The organism is Streptomyces sp. NPDC002206, from assembly GCF_053593595.1.
The window spans coordinates 188,855-213,210 of record NZ_JBSFCW010000007.1; the positions used below are offsets into that span (position 1 = coordinate 188,855).

At 70.3% G+C, this 24,356-nt stretch carries 20 protein-coding genes and 1 pseudogene; 12 read left to right on the forward strand and 9 right to left on the reverse strand.

Going from position 1 to position 24,356, the window contains the following annotated elements:
* Positions 1 to 8 precede the first annotated feature (8 nt).
* The 3 genes from efeB to ACWCP8_RS16430 are packed head-to-tail and all read left to right on the forward strand — an operon-like array spanning position 9 to position 3,186.
* Positions 9 to 1,313 (forward strand): iron uptake transporter deferrochelatase/peroxidase subunit, encoded by a 1,305-nt coding sequence (gene efeB / locus ACWCP8_RS16420; protein WP_352266898.1) that lies wholly within the window; start codon positions 9 to 11, stop codon positions 1,311 to 1,313.
* 33 nt (positions 1,314 to 1,346) lie between these two features.
* Complete coding sequence (gene efeU / locus ACWCP8_RS16425; RefSeq protein ID WP_356001511.1) at positions 1,347 to 2,318, forward strand: iron uptake transporter permease EfeU; 972 nt, start codon at positions 1,347 to 1,349, stop codon at positions 2,316 to 2,318.
* Positions 2,251 to 3,186 (forward strand): hypothetical protein, encoded by a 936-nt coding sequence (locus tag ACWCP8_RS16430; protein ID WP_451116503.1) that lies wholly within the window; start codon positions 2,251 to 2,253, stop codon positions 3,184 to 3,186. Before efeU ends, ACWCP8_RS16430 begins: the two co-directional genes overlap by 68 nt.
* Positions 3,187 to 3,331: 145 nt before the next feature.
* On the opposite strand, the gene ACWCP8_RS16435 is transcribed toward ACWCP8_RS16430, so the two are convergent.
* On the reverse strand, positions 3,332 to 4,078 hold the full coding sequence (locus ACWCP8_RS16435; RefSeq protein ID WP_352266901.1) for a bifunctional DNA primase/polymerase: 747 nt from the start codon (positions 4,076 to 4,078) through the stop codon (positions 3,332 to 3,334).
* A 341-nt stretch (positions 4,079 to 4,419) separates the two neighbouring features.
* On the opposite strand from ACWCP8_RS16435, the gene ddaH reads away from it, so the two are divergent.
* Positions 4,420 to 5,259, forward strand: coding sequence for a dimethylargininase (ddaH, locus tag ACWCP8_RS16440; protein WP_352266902.1), 840 nt, complete (start codon positions 4,420 to 4,422; stop codon positions 5,257 to 5,259).
* A gap of 34 nt (positions 5,260 to 5,293) precedes the next feature.
* Here the strand turns inward: ddaH and ACWCP8_RS16445 are convergent, their stop codons facing one another.
* Positions 5,294 to 6,292, reverse strand: a complete 999-nt coding sequence (locus ACWCP8_RS16445; RefSeq protein ID WP_352266903.1) for a small ribosomal subunit Rsm22 family protein — start codon at positions 6,290 to 6,292, stop codon at positions 5,294 to 5,296.
* A gap of 195 nt (positions 6,293 to 6,487) precedes the next feature.
* On the opposite strand from ACWCP8_RS16445, the gene ACWCP8_RS16450 reads away from it, so the two are divergent.
* Positions 6,488 to 7,813 carry a hypothetical protein gene (locus tag ACWCP8_RS16450; RefSeq protein WP_451116506.1) on the forward strand — a complete coding sequence of 442 codons (1,326 nt, stop codon included), beginning with the start codon at positions 6,488 to 6,490 and terminating at the stop codon, positions 7,811 to 7,813.
* Positions 7,814 to 7,872: 59 nt separating this feature from the next.
* Here ACWCP8_RS16450 and ACWCP8_RS16455 read toward each other — a convergent pair whose 3' ends face one another.
* Complete coding sequence (locus ACWCP8_RS16455; protein ID WP_352267012.1) at positions 7,873 to 9,177, reverse strand: multidrug effflux MFS transporter; 1,305 nt, start codon at positions 9,175 to 9,177, stop codon at positions 7,873 to 7,875.
* A gap of 78 nt (positions 9,178 to 9,255) precedes the next feature.
* On the opposite strand from ACWCP8_RS16455, the gene ACWCP8_RS16460 reads away from it, so the two are divergent.
* Positions 9,256 to 10,257, forward strand: a complete 1,002-nt coding sequence (locus ACWCP8_RS16460; RefSeq protein WP_451116508.1) for a Gfo/Idh/MocA family protein — start codon at positions 9,256 to 9,258, stop codon at positions 10,255 to 10,257.
* 19 nt (positions 10,258 to 10,276) lie between these two features.
* On the opposite strand, the gene ACWCP8_RS16465 is transcribed toward ACWCP8_RS16460, so the two are convergent.
* Positions 10,277 to 11,905: an alkaline phosphatase D family protein gene (locus ACWCP8_RS16465; protein ID WP_451116510.1), complete on the reverse strand. Its 1,629-nt coding sequence runs from the start codon at positions 11,903 to 11,905 to the stop codon at positions 10,277 to 10,279.
* Positions 11,906 to 12,239: 334 nt separating this feature from the next.
* Here ACWCP8_RS16465 and ACWCP8_RS16470 point away from each other — a divergent pair, with 334 nt between their 5' ends.
* Positions 12,240 to 13,013, forward strand: coding sequence for an SDR family oxidoreductase (locus tag ACWCP8_RS16470; protein ID WP_451116512.1), 774 nt, complete (start codon positions 12,240 to 12,242; stop codon positions 13,011 to 13,013).
* Positions 13,014 to 13,234: 221 nt separating this feature from the next.
* Positions 13,235 to 14,113, forward strand: a complete 879-nt coding sequence (locus ACWCP8_RS16475; protein ID WP_352266908.1) for a PhzF family phenazine biosynthesis protein — start codon at positions 13,235 to 13,237, stop codon at positions 14,111 to 14,113.
* 12 nt (positions 14,114 to 14,125) lie between these two features.
* On the opposite strand, the gene ACWCP8_RS16480 is transcribed toward ACWCP8_RS16475, so the two are convergent.
* Both ACWCP8_RS16480 and ACWCP8_RS16485 read right to left on the reverse strand, forming a co-directional pair.
* On the reverse strand, positions 14,126 to 15,076 hold the full coding sequence (locus ACWCP8_RS16480) for an NAD-dependent epimerase/dehydratase family protein (RefSeq protein ID WP_451116514.1): 951 nt from the start codon (positions 15,074 to 15,076) through the stop codon (positions 14,126 to 14,128).
* Complete coding sequence (locus ACWCP8_RS16485) at positions 15,073 to 16,056, reverse strand: ScbA/BarX family gamma-butyrolactone biosynthesis protein (RefSeq protein ID WP_451116516.1); 984 nt, start codon at positions 16,054 to 16,056, stop codon at positions 15,073 to 15,075. The genes ACWCP8_RS16480 and ACWCP8_RS16485 overlap by 4 nt, the downstream gene beginning before the upstream one ends.
* Before the next feature lie 130 nt (positions 16,057 to 16,186).
* Between ACWCP8_RS16485 and ACWCP8_RS16490 the strand changes: the two genes are divergently transcribed.
* The 3 genes from ACWCP8_RS16490 to ACWCP8_RS16500 all read left to right on the forward strand — a co-directional run bounded on the left by ACWCP8_RS16490 (position 16,187) and on the right by ACWCP8_RS16500 (position 19,291).
* The gene (locus tag ACWCP8_RS16490) at positions 16,187 to 16,849 is read left to right on the forward strand and encodes a ScbR family autoregulator-binding transcription factor (protein WP_352266911.1); all 663 of its coding nucleotides are present in this window, start codon (positions 16,187 to 16,189) and stop codon (positions 16,847 to 16,849) included.
* A 196-nt stretch (positions 16,850 to 17,045) separates the two neighbouring features.
* On the forward strand, positions 17,046 to 18,194 hold the full coding sequence (locus ACWCP8_RS16495) for a serine hydrolase domain-containing protein (RefSeq protein WP_352266912.1): 1,149 nt from the start codon (positions 17,046 to 17,048) through the stop codon (positions 18,192 to 18,194).
* Between the two features lie 194 nt (positions 18,195 to 18,388).
* Positions 18,389 to 19,291 carry a glycosyltransferase family 2 protein gene (locus tag ACWCP8_RS16500; protein ID WP_352266913.1) on the forward strand — a complete coding sequence of 301 codons (903 nt, stop codon included), beginning with the start codon at positions 18,389 to 18,391 and terminating at the stop codon, positions 19,289 to 19,291.
* Between the two features lie 132 nt (positions 19,292 to 19,423).
* On the opposite strand, the gene ACWCP8_RS16505 is transcribed toward ACWCP8_RS16500, so the two are convergent.
* Both ACWCP8_RS16505 and ACWCP8_RS16510 read right to left on the reverse strand, forming a co-directional pair.
* Positions 19,424 to 20,233, reverse strand: coding sequence for a hypothetical protein (locus tag ACWCP8_RS16505; protein ID WP_352266914.1), 810 nt, complete (start codon positions 20,231 to 20,233; stop codon positions 19,424 to 19,426).
* Between the two features lie 610 nt (positions 20,234 to 20,843).
* Positions 20,844 to 21,437 (reverse strand): annotated as a pseudogene (locus tag ACWCP8_RS16510) (cellulose binding domain-containing protein); the annotation flags it as partial.
* A 667-nt stretch (positions 21,438 to 22,104) separates the two neighbouring features.
* Between ACWCP8_RS16510 and ACWCP8_RS16515 the strand changes: the two are divergent.
* The gene (locus tag ACWCP8_RS16515) at positions 22,105 to 23,205 is read left to right on the forward strand and encodes a winged helix DNA-binding domain-containing protein (protein WP_451116520.1); all 1,101 of its coding nucleotides are present in this window, start codon (positions 22,105 to 22,107) and stop codon (positions 23,203 to 23,205) included.
* Positions 23,206 to 23,400: 195 nt separating this feature from the next.
* On the opposite strand, the gene ACWCP8_RS16520 is transcribed toward ACWCP8_RS16515, so the two are convergent.
* Positions 23,401 to 24,330, reverse strand: a complete 930-nt coding sequence (locus tag ACWCP8_RS16520) for an LLM class F420-dependent oxidoreductase (protein ID WP_451116522.1) — start codon at positions 24,328 to 24,330, stop codon at positions 23,401 to 23,403.
* Between the last annotated feature and the right edge of the window lie 26 nt (positions 24,331 to 24,356).

Here is a 24,356-nt window from a genome sequence, read left to right on the forward strand (position 1 = left end):
CACCGGTCATGTCCGAGGAAAGTCAGAACACCACCGGAACGGACGTCGCCGACGCAGGCGCCGCCGAGGCGGAGGCCACCGGCGGCCGCGCCCCGTCGCGCCGTGCGCTGCTCGGCTGGGGCGGTGCCGGGCTGGCGCTCGGCGCGGTCGCGGCCGGTGGCGCGGTCGCCGCGGTGCGTACGGAGAACGACGCCGTGCCGGCCGCGGACAGCGGCGCCGCGGTGCCGTTCCACGGTGCGCACCAGGCCGGTATCGCGACCGCCGTCCAGGACAGGCTGCACTTCGCCGCCTTCGACGTGACGACGAAGGACCGGGCCGAGCTGATCGCGCTGCTCAAGGAGTGGACGCGGGCGGCCGAGCGGATGACGGCCGGTCATGCGGTCGGCGACGGGGCGTACGGCGGTCTCGCCGAAGCACCGCCGGACGACACCGGCGAGGCGCTGGGGCTCAAGCCGTCCCGGCTCACCCTGACCATCGGCTTCGGTCCCTCCCTGTTCGCCAAGGGGAGGTTCGGCCTTGAGGACCGGCGCCCGGAGGCGCTCGTCGATCTGCCGAAGTTCCCCGGCGACAATCTCGACGCGGCCCGCAGCGGCGGCGACCTGTGCGTCCAGGCGTGCGCGGACGACCCGCAGGTCGCGGTGCACGCCATCCGCAACCTCGCCAGGATCGGCATGGGCCGCACCGCGATCCGCTGGTCGCAGCTGGGCTTCGGCAAGACGTCGTCGACGACGCCCGACGCCCAGACCCCGCGCAACATGATGGGCTTCAAGGACGGCACCCGGAACATCTCCGGCACCGACACCGCGGCCCTCGACAAGCATGTGTGGGTCGCTGAGAAGGACAAGGCCGACTGGATGACCGGGGGTTCGTACCTGGTGGCCCGGCGCATCCGCATGCACATCGAGACCTGGGACCGGACCGGACTCCAGGAGCAGGAGGACGTCTTCGGCCGGGACAAGGGCGAAGGCGCCCCGGTCGGCAAGGCGAAGGAGCGCGACGAGCCGTTCCTGAAGGCGATGCTGCCGACCGCCCATGTGCGGCTCGCCCACCCGGACAGCAACGACGGTGCGAAGATCCTGCGCCGCGGCTACTCCTTCACGGACGGCACGGACGGCCTGGGTCGGCTGGACGCCGGGCTGTTCTTCCTGGCCTACCAGCGCGATGTCCGGAAGGCGTTCATTCCGTTGCAGCGCCGCCTCGCGGCACACGACGCACTCAACGAGTACATCCAGCACGTGGGTTCGGCGCACTTCGCCGTCCCGCCGGGCGTCCGCTCCAAGGACGACTGGTGGGGCCGGGCGCTCTTCTCGTAACGGGACTCGAAGCGGAAAAAGGAGAACCGAAACGTGTTCAGCAACTTTCTGATCGGCCTGCGCGAGGGCCTTGAGGCCAGCCTGGTCGTCTGCATCCTCATCGCCTATCTGGTGAAGACCGGCAACCGGAGCAAGCTGCTGCCGATCTGGGTCGGGGTCAGCATCGCGGTAGTCGTCAGCCTGGCGTTCGGCGCGGGTCTCGAATTCGGCTCGCAGGAGATGACGTTCAAGGCGCAGGAGGCGCTCGGCGGTTCGCTGTCGATCATCTCGGTCGGCCTGGTCACCTGGATGGTGTTCTGGATGCGGCGCACCGCGCGGCATCTGAAGGCGGAGCTGCACGGCAAGCTCGACGCGGCGCTCGCGATGGGCACCGGCGCGCTGGTCGCCACGGCGCTCCTCGCCGTCGGCCGGGAGGGGCTCGAGACCTCGCTGTTCGTCTGGCGTGCGGTGCATGCCGCGGACGACGGCTGGCATCCGATGATCGGTGCGCTGCTCGGGATCGCCACGGCCGTGGTGCTGGGCTGGCTGTTCTACCGCGGTGCGCTGCGGATCAACCTGGCGAAGTTCTTCACCTGGACCGGCGGCATGCTGGTGGTCGTCGCGGCGGGCGTGCTCGCGTACGGCGTCCACGATCTCCAGGAGGCCGAGTTCCTCGGCGGTCTGCAGAACCGGGCGTTCGACATCAGCGCCACGATCCCGCCGGACAGCTGGTACGGCACGCTGCTGAAGGGCACCTTCAACTTCCAGCCCGATCCGACCGTTCTTCAGGTCACGGTGTGGGCGCTGTACCTGATCCCCACTCTCGCGCTGTTCCTCGCCCCGGTAGGGTTCGGACGGTCAGTGGGGGCGACGGATCAGAAGGCGCAGAAAGCAACGGATGAGAAGTCTGAGGCCGATTCGGCTGGCGACGGGGCTCGCGACAGCGACGGTGCTGAGCATGACGGCGAGCGGGTGCGTGACGGTGCACGGCGAGCTGGAAGTCGTACCGGGGGCGACGAAGTCTGAGGCCGCGAAGGCCCTTACGGACTTCACCACTGCGTACAACGCGGCGGACAAGGCCTACGACCCTGCGTTGGACGCGGACCGGGTCACCGGATCGCTCGGTGCGATCAACCAGGCCGGTCTGCGGGCGCGGCAGAAGAACAACCCCAACGGCAACGCGAACCACCGGCCGCTGGAGCTGACCGACGCCACGTATCTCATCCCGAAGAAGGCCGGCTGGCCGCGCTGGTTTCTCGCGAACACCGACTCCAACCGCGACCAGGACAGCGGGAAGCAGGACACCAGCTGGCTGATCCTCTTCGTCCGGACCGGTCCCGACGCGGTCTGGAAGGCGTCGTATCTCGCGGTCGTGACGCCGTCCGAGCTGCCCGCGTTCGCGAAGGACGGCGACGGGCGGGCCCGGCCGGTCACCGCGGACAGCACGGAACTGGCCGTGGCTCCGAAGGACTTGAGCACGCAGTACACGCAGTACCTGCAGAAGGGCACGCCGGACGTGTTCGCCCCCGGGGTCGCCACCTCGGCCTGGCGGATCGAGCGCAGAAACAGCCGACGGGCAGGCTTCTCCTTCCAGTTCATCGACCAGCCGCTGGACAGCGGTATGTTCGGTCCGCTCGGCCTGGAGACGGAGGACGGCGGGGCGCTGGTCTTCTTCAGCAGCAAGCACTTCGAGCAGCAGACCGCGGCGAAGGGACTGCGTCCGTCGGTCAACGCGGATGTGCAGGCGCTGCTGACCGGCGAGGTGAAGACCACCCTCACCAAGGAGCGGGTCTCCAGCCAGCTGGTGTACGTCCCGAAGAAGGGCGCCGGGAACGGCGCCAAGGTGATCGTGCTGAACCGGCTGCCGGGACTCACGGCGGCAAAGGGCTCGTAGGCGCGGTCGCGCGCTGCCGTGGGCGGCGTCCTGTTCTGCCGGGAGCCGTCCCCCGCTACCCGTGATAATGGGTTCGCGCTGCTCGTGGCGCAGGGCTCGTGAGGCCCCGCGTCCCGGGCTCCCCCGTCTTCCGCTGCGGGGAATCTCAGCGGCTGAGCGGCCAGGCCACCGAGTCGTGGTCGAGATCGCTCTGGTCCGCCGTGTCCGCGTACTGGGCGCAGGCGTCGGTGAGCGTCTCCAGCAGCGTCAGCGGGTCCGGCAGCGGGTTCTCCGGGCCTCGGACCCAGTGCACGTCCAGCTCACCGGGGAGCATGGCGGGCGGCAGGAGTACGTAGCTTCCGCGGCAGTGCCAGCGCAACCCCGGATGCTCGTCCATGGTCTCGGGATGGCAGTCCAGCTCGCAGGGCCACCACTCGTCCTCGTCCTCGGGAGTGCCGCGGGTGGCGGTGAAGAAGAGCATCCGGTCGTCGCCGGAGACGGCCACCGGGCCGACATCGATGTCCGCGGCGAGGAGCCGCTCCAGAGCCTGCTTGCCCGCGGTCAACGGCACGTCGAGGACGTCATGGATCATGCCGGTCGCGGTGATGAAGTTGGCCTGTGGCTGACTGCGGGCCCAGCGCTCGATCTGGGCGCTGTCAGTGGTGGACTGCGTCTGCCAGGCGAACGAGATGGGGTGCCGGGCGGGGGTGGGACAGCCGATGCGTTCGCATGAACATCGGTAGCCGACCGGGTGGGCGGCGGGTGCAATGGGCATTCCGGCTTCGGCGACAGCCAGGAGCAGCGCCTCCCGGGCGGTGTCGTCGACGTCGCTGTGCTGCGGTTTGGGTCGTCGGCGAAGCCATTGGGAAAACTTGCTCTCTGTGCCGCGAGAACGGCCGAAATCGGCGCCCATCAATCCCCTTACCTCAGCGTTGCCCCTGCCTATGGTCCCACCATCCTGCGCCTCGGGTGGCCAGAGTTCTCAAGCGGGGTGCGAGGACCGGCGCACTGAGCTGGGCACTATGCCAATAATTGGCCTGAAATGGCAGGTGTGGCTCAGGAGATACCCGGCAGCGGAGCGGGACGGGACGTAGCACATCGGCGCCTCTGCGTAATCGTTACCGAGCCGCCTGTACAACCACCCGATCGGTTTACTGCGCGGTCGCCCCGCACGGCGCACCATGGGCTCACGCACAGACCCGTGCGAGCCCCGACTGTCCGCAGGCCACCCCTGCTGTCCGTGAGGAGCCCCCATTGCCTCGTGAAGCCACACCCTCATCGCTTCGTGAAGCGACCCCGCGCCGCTACCTGATGTGCGCCCCGACCCATTTCGAGGTCACGTACTCCATCAACCCGTGGATGGACCCGAGCAAGCCGGTCGATCTGCAGCTGGCCCAGGCCCAGTGGGAGGACCTGCGCGACCGCTACCGGGCACTCGGCCACACCGTCGAGCTGCTCACCCCGCGTCCCGACCTGCCCGACATGGTCTTCGCCGCCAATGGCGCCACCGTCGTGGACGGCCGGGTGCTGGGCGCCCGGTTCGCGTACCAGGAGCGGTACCCCGAGGCCGAGGCACACCGGGACTGGTTCCGGGACCACGGCTTCACCGAGATCCATGAGCCGGCCCACGTCAACGAGGGCGAGGGCGATTTCGCGGTCACCTCGTCGTACCTGCTGGCCGGGCGCGGCTTCCGGTCCAGTCCGCTCTCGCACGACGAGGCGCAGGAGTTCTTCGGACGGCCGGTGATCGGGCTCGACCTGGTGGACCCGCGCTACTACCACCTGGACACGGCACTGTGTGTGCTCGACGAGGCGGGCGACGAGATCATGTACTACCCGGGCGCCTTCTCGCCGGGCAGCCGCTCCGTGCTGAGGCGGCTCTTCCCCGACGCGTTGACAGCCGAGGAGGCGGACGCCGCGGCGCTCGGGCTGAACGCGGTCAGCGACGGCCTCCATGTGCTGGTGCCCCAGGGCGCCGCGGGTCTCTTCGACCCGCTGCGGGCACGCGGCTTCGAACCGGTCCCGATGGACCTGAGCGAGCTTCTCAAGGGCGGCGGCAGCGTGAAGTGCTGCACCCAGGAGCTGCGTGGCTAGGGTTCCTCTTCCGGCCTGATCCGGAAGGAAGGCTCTAGGCGTCGTCACCGGGGGGCGGCCAGGCGTCGCCCCACGCGATGTCCCGGGCGGCCCGGTACAGCTCGCCGTGCCGCTTGGTGACCGTGGAGCGCTTCAGTGCCTCGTCGCGGGTGCAGAGGTCCAGCAGCACCTGCCCCTTGCGGATCTGCGGCTTGCGGGTGACCCGGGCGAGTACCGGCTCGGTGGCGAAGCGGGTCGCCACGACATAGCTGAACTTCTCGTCCTCGTACGGCAGCGATCCGCCCTTCACCTGCCGGTGCAGCGAGGAGCGGCTGACCCGGGCCGAGAAGTGGCACCAGTCGGTGCCCGGCTCGATGGGGCACGCCTCGCTGTGCGGGCACGGCGCGGCGACCGTCAGCCCGGCGGCGATCAGCCGGTCGCGGGCCTCGATGATGCGGGCGTACCCGTCGGGGGTACCGGGCTCGACGATCACGACGGCCTGCGCGGCGGCCGCGGCCGTGTCGACGAGGGCGGTGCGGGCGGCCGCCGTCAGCTCCCCCAGTACGTAGCTGACGGTCACCAGGTCCGCGGGGTCGAGCTCCAGGCCCGCACCGATCCGGGCCCGCCGCCAGTCTGCGGTGCGCAGGGCCTCGATGCCTGAGGCCCCGGCCAGTTCCCGGCCGAGGACGAGGGCGGGCTCGGCCCAGTCGAGGACGGTCGTCCGGTGCCCCTCCCAGGCCCCGGCCACGGCCCAGCTCGCCGCGCCGGTGCCGCCGCCGATGTCGGTGTGGGTGGCGGGTGCCCACTCCGGGGCGGCCTCGCGCAGGGCGGCGAGGGCGGACCGTACCGCTTCGAAGGTCGCGGGCATCCGGTACGCGGCGTACGCGGCGACGTCCGAGCGGTCGCGGAGCACCGGGGCATCGGTCGGGGTGGTCCCCCGGTAGTTGGCGATGAGTCGGTCGACAGCCTGCGCGGCCTGCTTGGGCGGCAGTCCGTCGAGGAGTCCGGCCAGCGCCGCGCGCAGGGCTTCCGCGGTGGAGAGGGTGACGTTCACCGAAAAAATTGTAGGCGGATACGACGCGCCGTTCTCCGGCCGGTGCCCGTCCCGTCCGGCGCACCGGCGCCCGCAGTCGGTCCCCGCACCACGGCCGCCGAGCTGAACTCCCTGGGCACTTGGGCCAGTTGCTACGCTGATCGGCGCGAGGTCAGGAATGCTCACGTGAGGTCGGAAATGCTCATCGAGGGGACCATGCGACAGAAGATCGTGCGCCTGACTCTGGTCGCCGGGGTGCTGGTGCTTGCCCTGCTGCTTCTGCTGGCCACCTGCGGTGCCGGGGGGAGAGGGAACAAGGGCAAGGGCGACGGCGGGCCGAAGAAGCCGGTCCGGACGGGTACGGGCCCGGCGACGCAGCTCACCGTTCCCCCCGCGTACACGACCCGACGCGGCTGGGAGCTCATCAACACCTCGCCCGACTACGCGATCTCCCAAACGACGGGGCGCCTCGCCTATCTGCTGCGGGTCTCCGACAACCAGTACCGGCTGGAGACCATCGACTCGGAGACCGGGAAGGCCGGCTGGAAGGGCGAGAACTGGCGGCCGCCGGCCTCGAAGCACTTCCCGAAGCTGCTCCTGGTCACCAAGGACGACGTGGAGTACTTCGTCACGTGGGCGTACGGGAAGGTCGGTGTGAACGCGCTGACCCCGGCCGACACGATCGTCTCCCTCGATGTGTACAACGCGACGGACGGCTCCCGGCAGCGCATCGAGGTGCCGTGGAACTCCGCACCGACCGTCGACACCAGCGGACCCGGCATCCTGATCAGCGACGGCCGCACCAACAGCGTGCTGGTCGACCCGGCGAGCGGCCGGATCACGAAGATCGCCCCCACGGCGCTGAAGTACCCGAAGGGCTGCCCGTCCTGCAGGCAGCTCACCGAGGTGTTCGGACTGACCACGAAGGGCCTGCTGGTCAGCGGGGCACGTGAGTTCTGGGTGCAGGGCGGCTGGTTCAGCCGGAACGTCGCCCCGAAGGGCACCGACCGTTCCAGCGGGATCCCGACGTCGGTGGCCCCCGGCTGGGTGCTGGCGAAGTGGCAGCTCGCGAAGGGCCAGAAGCGGGCGACGACCCATGACCTGTGGGCGGTGCACGACGCGGAGACGGGGAAGCCGGTGGCCACGGTGGAGTGCCACAAGGTGGCGATCAAGCCGGGCCAGTATCCGCAGGCCGTCATGTCGCCCTCGCGGACGTACCTGGTGGCCGGGAACCTCGCCTTCGACCTGGAGACGAGGAAGGGGTTCTGTCTCGAAGCGACGGACGGCTCAAAGCCGCTGACCCTGGTCTCCGTGACGGACGAGGGCATCGCGTACGGCGCGACGCCCGGACGCAACGCGGCGGACGTGCTGGCCGGCCGCGGCCGTCCGGCCCAGGTCGAGGTCACCAGCGGGGTGCCGGAGGCGCTGCCCGCGAATGTGCGGCTGCCGGCCACGGAGGCCGCGGCGGGGGTCGGCGTGTTCCGCTGGACGGACGAGCTGGACCGGCTGCATCTCCTCGGCTACCCGCGCGCCGACCGCTAGAGGGTGCCGGACGGATCACGGCCGGACACCCCCTGGGCGAGTGGCTCGAGGGTCTTTGCTCAGACCCTTGCGCCACCGCGCTGCCAGGGCCGGCACAGGCCCAGGAAGCACGCCATGGCGCCGACCGCGCACACCAGCTGGACAACCGCCATGGGTACGGCCGTCGCGTCCCCCGCGATACCGACGAGCGGTGAGGCGACGGCCCCGATCAGGAACGCCGACGTACCGAGCAGTGCCGAGGCGGAACCCGCGGCGTGCTTGGTACGCATCAGAGCCAGGGCGTTGGTGTTCGGCATCGCCAGCCCCATCGCCGACATCAGTACGAAGAGACCGGCGGCGACCGGCACCAGACCGACGTCGCCGAAGACTCCGGACGTCATCAGCAGCAGCGCGGTCGCGGCCAGCACGATGACCCCGAGCCCGAAGCCGAGCGCCTTGTCCAGGCTGATCCGGCCCACCAGTACCTTGCCGTTGATCTGGCCGACGGCGATCAGGCCGATCGAGTTGATGCCGAAGAGCAGGCTGAACGTCTGCGGCGAGGCACCGTAGATCTCCTGCACGACGAACGGCGAGGCGCTCACGTACGCGAAGAGGGCCGCGAAGGCGAGGCTGCCCGCGACCATGTAGCCGGTGAACGTGCGGTCGCCGAGGAGCCCGCGCATGGTGCGCAGCGCGTCGCCGACGCCGCCGGTGTGCCGTTCCTCCGGCGGCAGCGTCTCGTGCAGCCACTTCCGGACGACCAGGGTGAGCAGCACGCCGACGACCGTGAGGACGGCGAAGATGCCCCGCCAGTCGGTGAACCGCAGCACCTGTCCGCCGATCAGTGGCGCGACGACCGGTGCGACGCCGGAGATCAGCATCAGGGTGGAGAAGAACCGGGCCATCTCCACGCCGTCGTACATGTCACGGACCACGGCCCGGGCGATGACGATGCCGGCCGCACCGGCCAGCCCCTGCAGGAGGCGGAAGCCGATGAGGAGTTCCGTGGTGGGTGCGAAGACGCAGAGCGCGGTGGCGAGTACATAGACGACCATGCCGAGCAGGAGCGGCCGGCGCCGACCCCAGCGGTCGCTCATCGGTCCGACGACGACCTGGCCGAGCGCCATGCCGCCGAGGCACGCGGTGAGGGTGAGCTGGACGGTGGCGGCGGGGGCGTGCAGGGCGTCGGTGACCGCGGGGAGCGCCGGGAGGTACATGTCCATGGAAAGCGGCGGAAGTGCGGTGAGACCGCCGAGGACGAGGGTGACGAGGAGTCCGGTGCGCCGGGCCGCGGCAGTGGCGGTCGGACCGGACGCGGTCCGGATGCCGGTCCCGTCGGTCGGTATGTGGGTGTGCTGGGCTCGGCTCACGCCGCTCTCCGGCATTCTCATCTCCAAATAGTTGAATCCGCACTCTATGCTCTCAGCTCAGCCGGAGTGGTCGAGACCTTTTTGGGAGCAGGCATGAGCAGGACCGTGCGTTGGGGCGTGCTGGCTACGGGTGGCATCGCCGCGGCCTTCACCGCCGACCTGCAGGCGGTGCCCGGCACGGAAGTGGTGGCCGTGGCCTCGCGCACGGACACGTCGGCCAAGGCCTTCGCCGAGCGGTTCGGGATACCCAGGGCGTACGGCAGCTGGGCCGAGCTCGCCGCGGACGACGAGGTCGACGTGGTGTACGTGGCCACACCGCACTCCGCGCACCGGGAGGCCACCGCGCTCTGCCTGAAGGCCGGAAAGCACGTGCTGTGCGAGAAGGCGTTCACGCTCAATTCCCGGGAGGCGGAAGAGCTCGTGGCGCTCGCCCGGGACCGTGGCCTCTTCCTGATGGAGGCGATGTGGACGTACTGCAACCCGGTCGTCAGGCTGCTGACCGCGCTGATCGCCGACGGTGCCATCGGCGACATCCGCACCGTGCAGGCCGACTTCGGGCTCGCGGGCCCGTTCGGCCCCGACCACCGGCTGCGGGACCGGGCGCTGGGCGGCGGTGCGCTGCTGGACCTGGGCGTGTACCCGGTGTCGCTCGCGCAGCTGCTGCTGGGTGAGCCGGACCGGATCCAGGCCGATGCGCTGCTCTCCCCGGAGGGCGTCGATCTGAACACCGGCATGCTGCTGGGCTGGGAGTCGGGCGCCACCGCGCTGCTCAGCTGCTCGCTGGTCGCGGACACCCCGCAGACCGCCTCGATCACGGGCACCCGGGGGCGGATCGACTTCCCGCGCGGTTTCTTCCACCCGGACCGGTTCGTGCTGCACCGGCCGGGACACGACCCGGAGGAGTTCACCGCGGGGTCGTCGGGCGAGGGGCTCAGCGGGATGCAGTTCGAGCAGGCCGAGGTGGTACGGGCACTGCGGGCGGGCGAGACGGAGTCGCCGCTGGTGCCGCTGGACGGTTCGCTGGCGGTGATGCGGACGCTCGATGCGGTACGGGACCGCATCGGCGTCCGCTACCCCGCGGACGGCATCGGCTGACCGGGACGTAGGCAGGGCTTCACGCAGGCGTGAGGCCCTGGTTACCCACCTCCGTGACGAACGATCCGGCCGTCGCGACGGGCGCACCGGGCGTGGTGACGGCCGACACCGTGCGGAAGTCGGCGCGTGCCTGCTCCTGGCCCAGCGTGACGACCGCGTACCCGCGCCGTCCGTTGAAGAACTTCATGTGCGGGTTGGCCTGCATCTGGTTGTTCCAGCTGGCCGGCTTGTCCGAGCCGTCCTTGCCGCTGGTGATGGACGTGGCGACGATCTCCGTGCCCAGCGTGCGGGACGACGGGTCGTCGAAGTCCTTCTTCAGGTCGAAGCCGTAGCCGACGTGCACATCGCCGGTCAGCACCATCAGGTTGTCGATCCCGGCGGCCTCCGCACCCTTCAGGATCCGGTCCCGGGAGGCCGGGTAGCCGTCCCACGCGTCCATGGACAGCTTGAAGGCGTCGGTCGGCACGTCGCGCCGCTGGGCGAAGGTGACCTGCTGCGGTACGACGTTCCAGGTGGCCCGCGAGGCGTGCCAGCCGTCGAGCAGCCAGCGCTCCTGGGTGGCGCCGGTCAGGGTGCGCGCCGGGTCCTCGGACTCCGGTCCCGGCTTCTGCCAGCCGTCCCCGTACGCCTGGTCGCTGCGGTACTGACGGGTGTCGAGGATGTCGAACTGGGCGAGCCGGCCGAACTGCAGACGCCGGTAGAGCTTCATGTCGGGGCCGGTCGGCCGCTGCGGGGTGCGCAGTGGCTGGTTCTCCCAGTACGCGCGGTACGCGGCGGCGCGGCGCAGCAGGAACTCCTCCGGCGGGACGTCGTTCTCCGGGGTGCCGCCCGCGTAGTTGTTCTCGGTCTCGTGGTCGTCCCAGGTGACGACGAAGGGGTGCGCGGCGTGCGCGGCGCGCAGATCCGGGTCGGACTTGTAGAGGGCGTACCGCAGCCGGTAGTCCTCCAGGGTGACCGTCTCCCGGTTGAAGTGGGCGGGGAGTGGACGGTCCGTGTAGTTACGGGCTCCGCCGGTCGCGGTCACGGCGTACTCGTAGAGGTAGTCGCCGAGGTGGAAGACGACGTCGACGTCCTCCTGCGCGAGGTGGCTGTACGCGGTGAAGTAGCCGTCGTGGTAGGCCTGGCAGGAGACGGCGGCGAGGGTCAGCGCGCTGTTGCGGGCGTGCGGGGCGGGGGCGGTGCGGGTCCGGCCGACCTGACTGATCCACTTCCCGGCGCGGAAGCGGTAGTAGAGGACGCGGTCGGCGTCGAGGCCCTTGATCTCGACGTGGACGCTGTGGTCGAACTCCGGGTGGGCGGTGGCGGTTCCGCGCCGGACGACCCGGGTGAAGTTCTCGTCGCGGGCGAGCTCCCAGCGCACCTGGACGCGGGCGTTCGGCAGTCCGCTGTCCGGCTCGTACGGGCGGGGTGCGAGTCTCGTCCACAGCAGGACCGAGTCGGGCAGCGGGTCACCCGAGGCGACTCCGAGGGTGAACGGGTCCTCGCTGATCGTCCTGGCGTCCAGCTCGGCGGCGCTCGCGGCGCCCGCGGCCGGCAGGTTGACCGAGAAGGCGAGCGCGGCGGCGGCACCGGTGACGGTGAGGAAGCGGCGGCGGCCGCCGTGGCGTGCGGCGTCGCGCATCTCCTGCGGGTGCGATGAGTACGTCATCTGTCCCTCCCCTGACTGGCGGTGTACGCGGGGAAGTCCACCGGTCCCGCACATCGAGTGGCTGTCGTGTTCGCGTCGCGCAGGCGTCGCGCTGATGAGAAGTGCGGCGGGATCGCCCCTCGGGGGACGAATTGCGCTGGGGCACCACAGACACAGAGGTACGCAGACAGAGAGGTACGCAGTCGCAGAGGCAGGCAGTCGCAGGAACATGATCACCGTCAAGCGGCCCCGACGGCACCGGAATCGCCGACGAATGATCAAGAAATCATTCCGTCGAACCCGAACCGGCCGCCCGCCGGGGACCTTTGACCCGGGAGGCGTACGCTGCGGCGCCATGAGCAACGAACTGTTGAACTCCGATACGAAGACGGCCGTCGTCACGGGCGCGGGCTCCGGGATCGGCCGTGCGGTGGCTCTTGCCCTGACCGGCGCCGGCTGGTCGGTGGCGCTCGCGGGCCGCCGCCCCGGACCTCTCGCCGAGACCGCGGAACTGGCCGGGGAGAAAGCCAGGGTGATCACCGTCCCCGCCGACGTCTCCCGCCCCGAGGACGTGACCGCGCTGTTCTCCTCCGTACGGGAGTGGGTCGGCCGGGTCGACCTGCTGTTCAACAACGCGGGCACGTTCGGCCCGCGCTCCGTCCCGGTGGAGGACCTGTCGTACGACGACTGGCGCACCGTGGTCGAGGTGAATCTGACGGGGGCGTTCCTGTGTGCGCAGGCGGCGTACCGGCAGATGAAGGAGCAGGACCCGCAGGGCGGCCGGATCATCAACAACGGCTCGATCTCCGCCCATGCGCCGCGCCCGCACTCGGTGGCGTACACGGCGACCAAGCACGCCATGACGGGGCTGACGAAGTCGTTGTCTCTGGACGGGCGCCCGTACCGGATCGCCTGCGGCCAGATCGACATCGGCAACGCGGCGACCGAGATGACCGACCGGATGCAGAGGGGCACCCTTCAGGCCAATGGCGAGCTGGCGGTGGAGCCGGTGATGGCGGCGGACGACGTGGCCCGGACGGTGCTGCACATGGCGGAGCTGCCGCTGGAGGCGAATGTGCAGTTCGCGACGGTCCTGGCGACGACGATGCCGTACGTGGGCCGCGGCTGACAGCCGAGGCGCTGTCGAACCCTGGGCCGCATCCGACCGCTTTCGACACCTTCCGGACGGGCGGGTGTGCGCTTCCCCGGCTCCTGCTCCTGCTCCTGCTCCTGGACGGAGACGGGCAACGGCATCGAGAACCGCCACGGGGCCGACGCCGTGGCCGCGGTTCGGGGTGCCCGCCGTCCCGGCCGGGAATGCCTTGAACCGCAGTGCGGTTGACCTGCGTCATGACTCAGATTTCAGGCACCGAGGTCCTGCGCTACACCGCGTTCTCCGCCGATCCGGAGGGCGGCAACCCGGCGGGTGTCGTCCTCGACGCATCCGGTCTCGACGGCGCGGCGATGCTCGCCGTCGCGGCCGAGCTCGGCTACAGCGAGTCGGCGTTCCTGACCGGGCCGGGCGAGTCGGGCGGATCGACCGGTCGTGGTTATACGATCCGCTACTTCAGCCCGAAGGCGGAGGTCCCGTTCTGCGGCCACGCAACCGTTGCGACGGCCATCGCCCTCGCCGAGCGCAACGGCCCCGGTGATCTGGTCTTCACCACGCAGGCGGGCACGGTCCCGGTCACCGTCGCCCAGGAGGGCGCCGAGCTCCGCGCCACCCTCACGAGCGTGGAGCCCCACGTCACGGATGTCGCTCCGGACGACCTGGCCGAAGCGCTGGCCGCCCTGGACTGGCCGGCCGCCGACCTGGACCCGGCCCTGCCGCCGCGTATCGCCTATGCGGGCGCCCGCCACCTGGTGCTGGCCGCAGCAAGCCGCGAGCGGCTCGCCGACCTCGACTACGACTTCGCGCGCCTCGAAGCGCTGATGCACCGACTCGACCTGACGACCGTCCAGCTGGCGTGGCGCGAGTCGCCGGCCGTCTTCCACGTCCGCGACCCGTTTCCGGTCGGGGGCGTGGTCGAGGACCCGGCGACGGGCGCGGCGGCGGCCGCCTTCGGGGCCTACCTGCGCGAGCAGGCCCTCGTCCCGGACGCCGCGGTCCTCACCCTCCACCAGGGCGAGGACATGGGCCGCCCCGGCACGCTCACGGTCGAACTGCGTGCGGGCGACGCACGGGTGCGGGTGAGCGGGACGGGGACGCGGATCCCTGCGGCGGAGTGACGCAGCGGGCGGCTATCGCCCCAGGAACTGCCGGTACCAAGGGGCGTGCCGGGCGAAGGTGGCGGCGAAGCCCGCGCCCGGCTCGCAGTCGACGTCCTGCCAGACGCGCTCGTCGGCGAACCAGTGGTCCACCGCGAGCATGTCGAGATGGTGCAGGGCATACGGGACTTCGGCCAGCCGGGTACGGGCGGCGTCGACGCCGATGCCCGTACCCGTCCAGGGCAGCCCGAGTTCGCCGATGACCGTCGACAGCAGTTCCGAACAGCCCACCGGGTCGGGGTGGTTGACGTGGTAGACCCCCGTCGGTTCCTTCGGGGAGAGCGCCGCGCCGAGCAGCACCCTGCCCAGCGTCTCGACGTCGATGAGCGAGTGCCGCGCCTCGCACCCGATCAGTCCTGCCCTCAACTGCCCCAGCAGGGCGACGAGTCCGGGCACCGCCCAGCGATCCCCGACCCCGTGCACGATGTGCGGGCGCAGTACGGCACCGCCCGCCGCGAGGACATGCTGCTCGGCGGCGGCGCGGGTCAGGCTGGTGGCCGAGGCGGGGGCAGGCTCCGCCCGGCCCGGCAGCAACTCCGCGAACGGGCCTCGCCCGTAGACCGATGCAGTGCTCAGGTGGACGATCCGGGCGACGCGGCTGCGGGCAGCCTCCTCGATCAGGGCGCGGGTGCCGTGGTCGTTGACGGTCGTGGCCGCCTTTGCGTCGCCGCCGATCTGCGAGGCGCAGTGGATCACGGCGTCGATCCCGTCACAACTGCCGTGCAGGGAGGTGGGATCGGCGAGATCTCCGTACACGGTCTCGACGCGGGTACCGATGCCGGTCACGACGCCGCCGCCGCTGTCGGGCGCGGTCCGGTGCGTCATCAGGCGCAGCCGGGCCCCGGGGACCCGGCGCGCGGCGGCCACGACATGGCTGCCGATGAATCCGGTCGCTCCGGTGATGAGGATGCGCGGCGCCGTCATGACCGTGTGCCCTGCGCCTCTTCGGTGCGGTCCGGGGAGTCGAGCGTGCTGGTGAAGACCGGTTCGCCGTCCTGGGTGGCCCGGACCTGCACCCTGGTCGTCGACGGGGTGTCCGCCGGGACGATACGGGCCTCGATCCAGCAGGGGCGGTCCAGTTCGACGTAGCGGAGGAAGGCGGTCTCCAGCGACACCGGCAGGAAGGAGCGCCCGGAGCAGACGACATTGGCGGCCTGCCGGGCCGCCTCCAGCAACAGGATCCCCGGCACATGATCATTGGGCCGGCCGAAGAGAGTCGGATGCCCGGTGTCGAGCCGCAGCTGCCAGACACCCTGATGCGGAGTCGGTGCCAGCACGACATCACGCTCCGAGGTCCGGCCCGCCTCGCGCGGAGCGACGGCCGGAAGGAGGGGGACGGGTACGCCGATCAAGGCGTGGCGGTCCCCCCGCAGCCGCTCGTACACCTTGGCCGACGTACAGCTGATCCGTCCGCCGCCGGTTGCGATCCGGCTGCCGTTGCGATGCAGGAGCAGTTCCAGGCTCATGGAGCCGAGGCCCCGGCCCCGCCGCTTGATCCGGGAGCACGAGACGTCCACGGTGATGTCCCAGGATCCGTCGGGGTGGTCAGGGTGCTCGGGGCGCGCGCCCAGGGCGAGGCTTTCGGGCGAGGAGGTGTATCCCAGCTCCCACATCACGAACTGGTCCCCGACCAGAACGTCGAATTCCGCGTGAGCGAGGAGCATCGTCGTCTGCCGCATCGTCTCCGCGATCAGCAGTGGGTCCTGGTAGCGGCCCGCCACGGGGGCAAAGAAACGGTGCGCACGCGGCCAGCGGGCCGACACCGAGAACTGGGTGTCGGTCTGTCTGGTCCAGCCGGTGGGGAAGACGTCCTCCGGATCGGACCGGTGGACCAACTGCCGTGGAAATTCGGCCTGTCTGCCTTTGGGTGACACCGAAGCGGTGCGTGAGATGAGCTGAACCATGAAGTTCCCCCCCAGAGGATCCATGCAAGAGGCCGTCCACCCCCGCAGTAAGATACTGACAGCCCGGTTTTCCTTTCCAGCCAGAACCCTGTGGCGCTGACCACGCCACGACTAGAGAGACACGTAGCTGATGGCACAGCAGGCGCGCGCGATCCAGACTCGGCGGTCGATCCTGGTGGCGGCCGCCGCCGTTTTCGACGAGCGCGGCTACAGCAGCGCCACCATCAGCGAGATCCTCGCGCGGGCGGGGGTGACCAAGGGCGCGCTGTACTTCCACTTCAACTCGAAGGAAGAGCTGGCGCTCGGCGTGATGGACCTCCAGCTGGACACCGTTCCGCTGCCGCCTCAGCTCACGAAACTCCAGGAACTGGTCGACCAGGGCATGCTGCTCGCCCACCGGCTCCGCCATGAACCGCTGGTGCGGGCCAGCGTCGGACTGGCGATGGACCAGGCGGTCGAGGGCCTCGACCGGGGCACCCCGTTCCGGGCCTGGATAGACCGGCTCGAACAGCTGCTGAGCGCGGCGAAGAACCAGGGCGAGCTCCTGCCGCACGTCCAGCCGGGCGAGACCGCAGAACTGCTGGCGGGCGCCTTCTCCGGCGTTCAGGTGATGTCCCAGGTCCTGTGCAACCGCGAGGACTTGGGGCGCCGGATCTCCGTACTGCTGCACTACATCCTGCCGAGCATTTCGACGCCCGCCGTACTGGCCACCCTCGACATGGCCGAAGACCGCGGCGAACGGCTGCTCACCTCTCTCGAAACCGTACCGAGCCAGGCCGCCGCCACCGGCTGACCATCGGGAACTGGCCCGTCCGGTGCGGAACCGTACCGAGCGGTCTTCAATGACGGCCTGGCAGCAGAGCCTGTGGAACGGCCCCCGGCACCGACCTCGACTGGGCCGATCGGGCGTAATCGATGTCAACGGTCCGATGATTCGGGGCAGCGGCGGGAGTCTTGGCTCCGACCGCACGAATCGAGAAGGTGGACCGATGACGACCGACTTGCACGACATCCTGGATGCACACGTCGGCAAGGGGGCGGTGCCGGGCGCGGTGGGCCTGGTGGCCCGGGGCGACCGGACCGAGGTGCAGGCGGCCGGCTCGGCCGACGTCGAAGGCACAGTCCCGATGGCCCGGGACTCGATCTTCCGCATCGCCTCGATGACCAAGCCGATCGTCGCCGCCGCGGTGATGATGCTGGTCGAGGAGGGCCGGATCGCGCTGGACGAGCCGGTCGATCGATGGCTGCCGGAACTGGCTTCGCCGAAGGTGCTCCGCACGCCGTCAGGTCCGCTCGGCGACGTGGTCCCGGCGACCCGGCCCATCACCGTGTTGGACCTGCTCACCTTCCGTGCCGGGTACGGCTTCCCGTCCGATTTCACGCTGCCGGGAGTCGCCCCGCTGTTCAGCGAGTTGAAGCAGGGACCGGAGCCGGCGGACGTCCCGGCGCCGGACGAATGGATGGCGACGCTGTCCCGTATCCCGCTGCTGAACCAGCCGGGCGAAGCCTGGCTGTACAACACCTGCTCGGACATCCAGGGTGTGCTGATCGCCCGGGTCTCGGGCTGTTCACTGCCGGAGTTCCTGGACGAGCGGCTGTTCGGGCCGCTGGGCATGGTGGACACCGGTTTCGCGGTGCCGGCCGCCGAGCTCGACCGCTTCACCAGCCTCTACCGCATCGATCCGAACGGCGATCCCCAGCTGGTGGATGCCCCCGGCGGCCAGTGGAGCAGCGTGCCCGCGTTCCCCTCCGGCGCGGGCGGTCTGGTATCGACCCTCGACGACTGGCTGGCCTTCGCCCGCATGATGCTCGCCGACGGGAGGTTCGACGGCCGCCGGCTGCTGTCACCCGCATCGGTGCGCCGGATGACCACCGACCATCTGACCCCGGCCCAGCGCGAGGCCGGCGAACTGTTCATCGAGGGCCAGGGGTGGGGCTTCGGTGGCTCGGTCGATGTCGAGACGACCGAGCCGTGGAACGTACCGGGCCGCTACGGCTGGATCGGCGGCACCGGCACGACGGGGCACTTCGTCCCGTCCACCGGAACGGTCACGATCATGCTCAGCCAGCTGGAGATGACGGGGCCGACGCCGCCCGCGCTGATGCGGGACTTCTGGCGGTACGCGGCGAACGCCTGAGGCCGCCGGCCGCGGCCGTCTTCCGGACGGACCGGGCGCCGGCGTTTCGCCACCCACGAGTAGCCGGCGCGGCGCCCGGCTCCCGACGTCACCTACCGGACACCGGTCAACCTGCCGTGACAGGGTGGCATCCGGAACCTGAACAGCAAGCGACTACGATCACGGGCACCGCAGCGAGCCCAGGAGTGCTGACCTTGTCCGAACCGCGCATCGGCGTATCCATCGTGACCATGGGCGACCGCCCGCAGCAGGTCGAAGCCCTGTTGGCCTCGATCGCCATACAGGACGTGCTGCCCACCCGTCTCGTGATCGTGGGCAACGGCACCTCGCTGCCGGACTTCACCGCCGTCGCCGGCCTGTCCGACCTGGCCGGCGGTGTGACCACGATCGAGCTCGACGAGAACCTCGGCTGCCCCGGCGGCCGTAACGTCGCCATCCGCCGACTCTCGGAACTCGGTGACGTGGACGTCGTCGTCGAGTTGGACGACGACGGACTCCTCGTCGACAACGGTGTGCTGCGCAAGGTCCAGGAGATGTACGCCGCCGACCCGAAGCTCGGCATCGTCGGCTTCCGTATCGCCGACGAGCACGGCGAGACGCAACGCCGCCATGTCCCCCGGCTGCGCGCCACCGACCCGATGCGCCGCGGCCCGGTCACGGCGTTCCTGGGCGGCGGCCACGCCCTCTCCATGAAGATGCTTGCCGAAACCGGCCCGTGGCCCGCGGAGTTCTTCTTCACGCACGAGGAGACGGACCTGTCCTGGCGGGCGCTCGATGCGGGCTGGAAGATCCTGTACGAACCCGACCTGCTGCTCCAGCACCCCAAGACATCCCCGGCCAGGCACTCGGTCTACTACCGGATGACGGCCCGCAACCGGGTCTGGCTGGCCCGCCGTAACCTGCCTCTCCCCCTGGTCCCGGCCTACCTGGGCACCTGGACCCTCCTCACCGTGGCCCGCACCCGTTCGGCCACGGGTCTGCGCGCCTGGGCCGGCGGCTTCGCCGAGGGGGTCCGAACCCCGTGCGGCCGACGGCAGCCGATGCGGTGGCGGACGGTGTGGCGCATGACGATGCTGGGGCGGCCGCCGGTCATCTGAGGGGCGCCGCAGGCCCGCCCCCACCCCGTGGGTCGGAGCCTTACGGCACGTGCCGGCGCGCGCGCCGGACCGACTACGAGTTGCTCGTCGGACTCCCCACGCCGGTAACGGACTCGCGGCCGCCGGGCGCTCTCATGCGAATCCCTGCCAGGAGGCCGTGGGGGCGGTTGAAACCTGCCACTGGTCGAGGATGCCGTCCCAGTCGTGCATCGGTGCGGAGCCGAACGTGGTGGATGAAGACTGCTGGTCCCATACCGCCTCCTGGTACGGCGGGCGAGGCTGGCTGGGGTAGTACCACTGCCGGGGCTGGGGCATGGCGGGCGCCTCGGCGCCGTCGACGCGCCGATGACGGCCGGAACGGTCCAGCGACGGCGATGCATGTGTGAGACGGCCCTGTGCCTCCAGATACCGGGTGCGTGCGACGAGGCGGGGGAGATCGAGACCGAGCTCGCTCGCCAGCACGGCGAGGTCGGTCCCGGTGCTCCACGCTCCTACCAGGACCGCGTCCACGGCCGTCGACGACGCCGTCACGTGGACCGGTTCCTCAGCTACCGGAGCATGAGGGGGGCTCGGAGGTGCGGCCGGAGTCTCGTGGGACACGTGTCTCTCCTCCGGTTCCGGGTACGGCGGGCATCCGTCCGCGTCTTCGGGAGGGGGCTTGTACGCATCGGCAGCGTGATGGTCCAGGAGCGCCTTGGCGATGGCCCGGGCGTCGTCCTTTCCCACGGTGCGGCGGGCCAGGCGTACTTCGCGTTCATGGAGCCCGAGGAGTTCCGCGACGGTCCCGTCGCTTCCCAGCGTCACCGCGAACGCGGCCAGCGTCCGCATGCGGTCCGCATTTCGTTCGTCAAGGTCCCCCTGCGCACGGCGTACATCCTCGTCATTCCCGAAATAGGCCCGCGCCAGTACGGCATGGCGTTCCCACATCTCCCTCGGTTCCATGCCTAAAGCAACGTCTCTGTTACGGATTTGAAGCGATATTCGACCTAAAGGCATCAAGAAAGGTGAAACGCCATCTAATCATTCTGTGTCGCACTCTAGTTACCCATATGGGTGCTGATCGTTACCACCGTCATGAACGCACCCACATCCGCCACCGCAACCGCTACCGGCAGAGGCACCGCGACATCCATTCCGCACCCCTCACAGGCCCCCCGCGCATCTCATGCCCGGCCGCGTCCGCGGCCCCAGCTGGATGCGCCGCACGGAGCACACACATCACGGGGGCAGCTTGCCGGCGCGTTCGTAGCGGGTCAGACGTACACCGAGGCGGCGAGCGAGACACCGCTGTACGCCGAACTGGTCGCAAGCTGGACGGCAAGTGCCGCCACGGTACCCGGCATCCCCGACTCCGAATGGCAACGCCTGACCTCCTACCAGTCCTTTCTCCGTGAGGTCGAGTCGGTCCTCAGGGACCTTCGCCCCCACCGCGCCCCCGACATGCTGTGCAGATGAAGTGCGATGCGGCCAAATGCCCGTCGCTCCCGCCACCGCGAAACGGAAGCGGCAACGGGAGCGACGGAACGGGTGACGCAAGGGGTGACGGGCAGGATCAGGGGGCGGTGCCCCAGGTGAGGGTGGAGCCCACGTAGACACCGATCTTCGACGCGTCGGCGTAGGCCGTGTTGGTGGTGCGGCTGTAGTCGTCGGCCTCGTCGAAGTTCGACCAGTCGCTCTTGTTCAGGCGCAGCTGGATCTCCCCGGCGGAGGCTCCCGCCGCCAGGCTGCCGCTGCCGAAGCCGACCTCCAGGTAGTGGCTGGCCCCGGCGGCCGAACTTCCGGAGGCCGTCACACCGGTGGTCACACTGCCGCAGCCCAGCACCGCGTAGTCGCAAGCGGTGCCGAAGGTGCTCGCGCCGGCCTCGGGGGTGAACCAGTAGCGCACCTTCACCGTGAACAGGTTCACCGCGGTGCTACCGGTGTTGACCAGTTGCAGGCCCATCCGGATCTGGTTGTCGGTGGCCGAGGAGTCGTTGTTCTTGTACTGGACCTTGAGGGTGCCGGTTCCGCCGCCCGCGGACGTGGTCGCCGAGACGGCAGCGGAGGCCGCCGAGACGTTCCCGGCCGCGTCCCGGGCCTTGACCGTGTAGCTGTACGCCGTCGAGGCGGTGAGCCCCGTGTCGGTGAACGAGGTGTGGGGAGCAGAGGGTAAGGAAGCGTGCAAGTCTTGATGGTGGGAGCGCTCCCAAGGTGGCGTGGTGATAGGCACCTGTCAAGTGTTGAATCACAACTGCCTTACGTACTCGTTAACTTGAACGCATGCCGCCTGGCCCTTCGCGACACACAACAGTAGGTCCGGGCCGGGGCGGCGATCCGGAATCACATGCGGACCCACCGCGCGCCCGGCGACTGCCGCCTGCACCGCATTCCGACCGGACGATTCCCCTCTCCGGTGACCACCCGCCCGGACCCATGCGCCCGCCCCGGAACGCCACTACCGGAACACCTCCCTCCGGAGGTCGTCACCCGGCCCGGGACCGTGGCAACCCGCCGGCCGAAAATCGCCCGCCGAAGACCACCGCGCACGACATCCGCACACCGACCGGAATGCGCCACCGGGCCGGACGCGGTCGAGCCCGATCGACGCCGGACTGCTGCGGACGGGCCAGCAACGACCCGCCTCCGCACGGAGGTTCGCGTGGAAGAATCCCGATGACGGGCAGCTCTCGATCAGGCGTCGGCGTACAGGTCAGGGTGCACAGCCGGGTACTCCGCGGGCATCCTCGGTGCCGGGTTCACGACATGGGGAATGAGACGGTCACGGCATGAGAATCACAGCGCGAGAGCTCAACCGCTCCACGCTCGCCCGGTAGTTGCTGTTGGAGCGGGAGACGCTCGGCGTCGCGGATGCGGTACGGCGCGTGGTCGCACTGCAGGCGCAGCAGGCGGCGTCGCCCTACCTCGCGCTGTGGAACCGGCTCACCGACTTCGACGCCGCCGACCTCGATACTGCCTTCGCCGGCCATGAGGTCGTCAAGTCGACTCTCATGCGGATCACGTTGCACGCGGTCCACATCGACGATTTCCGGGCCTTCCATGAGGCCGTGCAGCCGTCACTGCGTGCCGCCAGGCTGGGCGACCGCTTCACGGTGTCCGGGCTGACCGCCGAGGATGCCGACACACTGGTTCCGGAGCTGCTGGCGTTCGCCGACCGGCCCCGCACGGCTGCGGAGTGCGAGGCTTGGCTCACACAGCGGCTGGGCGCACCGCCGAAGCCCGGCGCGTGGTGGGGGCTGCGGCAGTACACGCCACTGCTGCACGCACCCACCACACCACCGTGGTCGTTCGGCCACCGTCCGTCGTACGTCGCACCCCCGACCCGGCCTGCGCCGGCAGACCCGGAGATGTCCGCCGCGTCCCTGCAGACGCTGGTCCTGCGCTATCTCGAGGGGTTCGGGCCGGCATCGGTGGCGGACGTCGCCCAGTTCTCGCTGGTCCAGCGAGCCAGGGCCAGGGCGGCACTGCAGGCTCTCGCCGGTGACGGTGACATCGAGCGGCTCGAAGGGCCGAACGGCGTGGAGCTGTTCGACACCCCGGACGCGTCGCGTCCGGACGAGGACACGCCTGCACCGCCCCGGCTGATGGCCATGTGGGACAGCATCCTGCTGGCCTACTCCGACCGCAGCCGTGTCATCCCACCGGACTACCGCACGCTCGTCACCCGCAGGAACGGCGACGTGCTGCCGACCCTGCTGGTCGACGGGTACGTCGCCGGCATATGGCGTCCGGCCGAGGGAGGGATCGAGGCGACCACCTTCCACCGCCTGCCGGACGACGTCTGGGAGCAGCTCGCCGCCGAGGCACGGTCACTGACAGCCTTCCTCGCCGACCGCGAACCGGAGGTCTATCACCGTTACGACCACTGGTGGAGCAAGCTGCCGAGCACCGAGGCCCGACTGCTCCCCGGGGACTGAGACGGTGCCCCGGACATGCACCGGGCTCACCCGGCGCGGGACCATCGGTCCACACCGGTGCCCCCACGGTCCGCGGCGGACAGGGACGACCGGGCGAAGGTGACCAGCACCCGATGAGGGGGATGCAGTGGCGTGCTGTCGGCCGCCGCAATCCGTCCCTCCGGACGGTGGACCGGTACTCCCCCGGTGCGACCGTCAGACGCCCGCCGCTCGGGCTGCCTGATACACCTCGGCCGCCACGTCGACGAGTTCGACGGCGTCACGCGTCGTTGCCTGGAGGTCCAGCAGGATCTCGGGTACGCCCGTTGCGGCATGTGCCGCCAGGTCCTCGACGATCTGGGCCACGCTGCCCCGGAAGGGCTGTCGGTCCGCGCCCTCGAACGGCTTGGCGCTGTACCTCGCGTTGGCGCGGGCGCACACGCCGATCGGCCGGTCCCTGCCGCGCTCGGCAGCCAGGTCCTGCACCTTCCGCCACTGTTCGGCCAGTGTCGTGGCGCCCATGGCGACGGGCATCCAGCCGTCCGCCCGGTCCACCAGCCGGCGGGTGGCGCGCGGGCTGGTGGCCGGCAGATAGACCGGGATGGGGCGAACGGGCTTGGGGCCGACCTCAGCCGGCGCGATGGTGGTCAGCTCGCCCCGGTACGAGACCGGGTCCGGGCCCCAGACGGCCGCGCAGACGTCGAGCAGTTCGTCCAGGACCGCGCCGCGCTTCTCGAAGGGTGCGACCGAGGCGGCCGCGTACTCGTCGAGTGACCAGCCGGTTCCGAGGCCCGCGATCACCCGGCCACCGCTCGCGGCGTCGAGCGAGGCGAGCGAACGGGCCAGCTGGAACGGTACGTGGAGCGGGGCGATCAGGACGCTGGTGCCGAGCCGGGCCCGGCCGGTGGCCGCGGCGGCCAGTGTGAGGGTGACCAGCGGGTCGGCGACGCTGCGGTACCCGTCGGGCCACGGCAGCCCCGGTACGTCGTACAGCCCCTGGGTGGCCGGCTCGGGAAAGAGCACGCGCTCGAAGACCCACAGACTCTCGTACCCGGCATCCTCCGCCGCGCGTGCCACCGTGGCCACGTCGCGGCCGATGTCGTACTGCTTCATCTGCGGAAGACCGAGACCGAGCGAGACCGGCATGCGTGCACTCCTTCACGAGGACGACA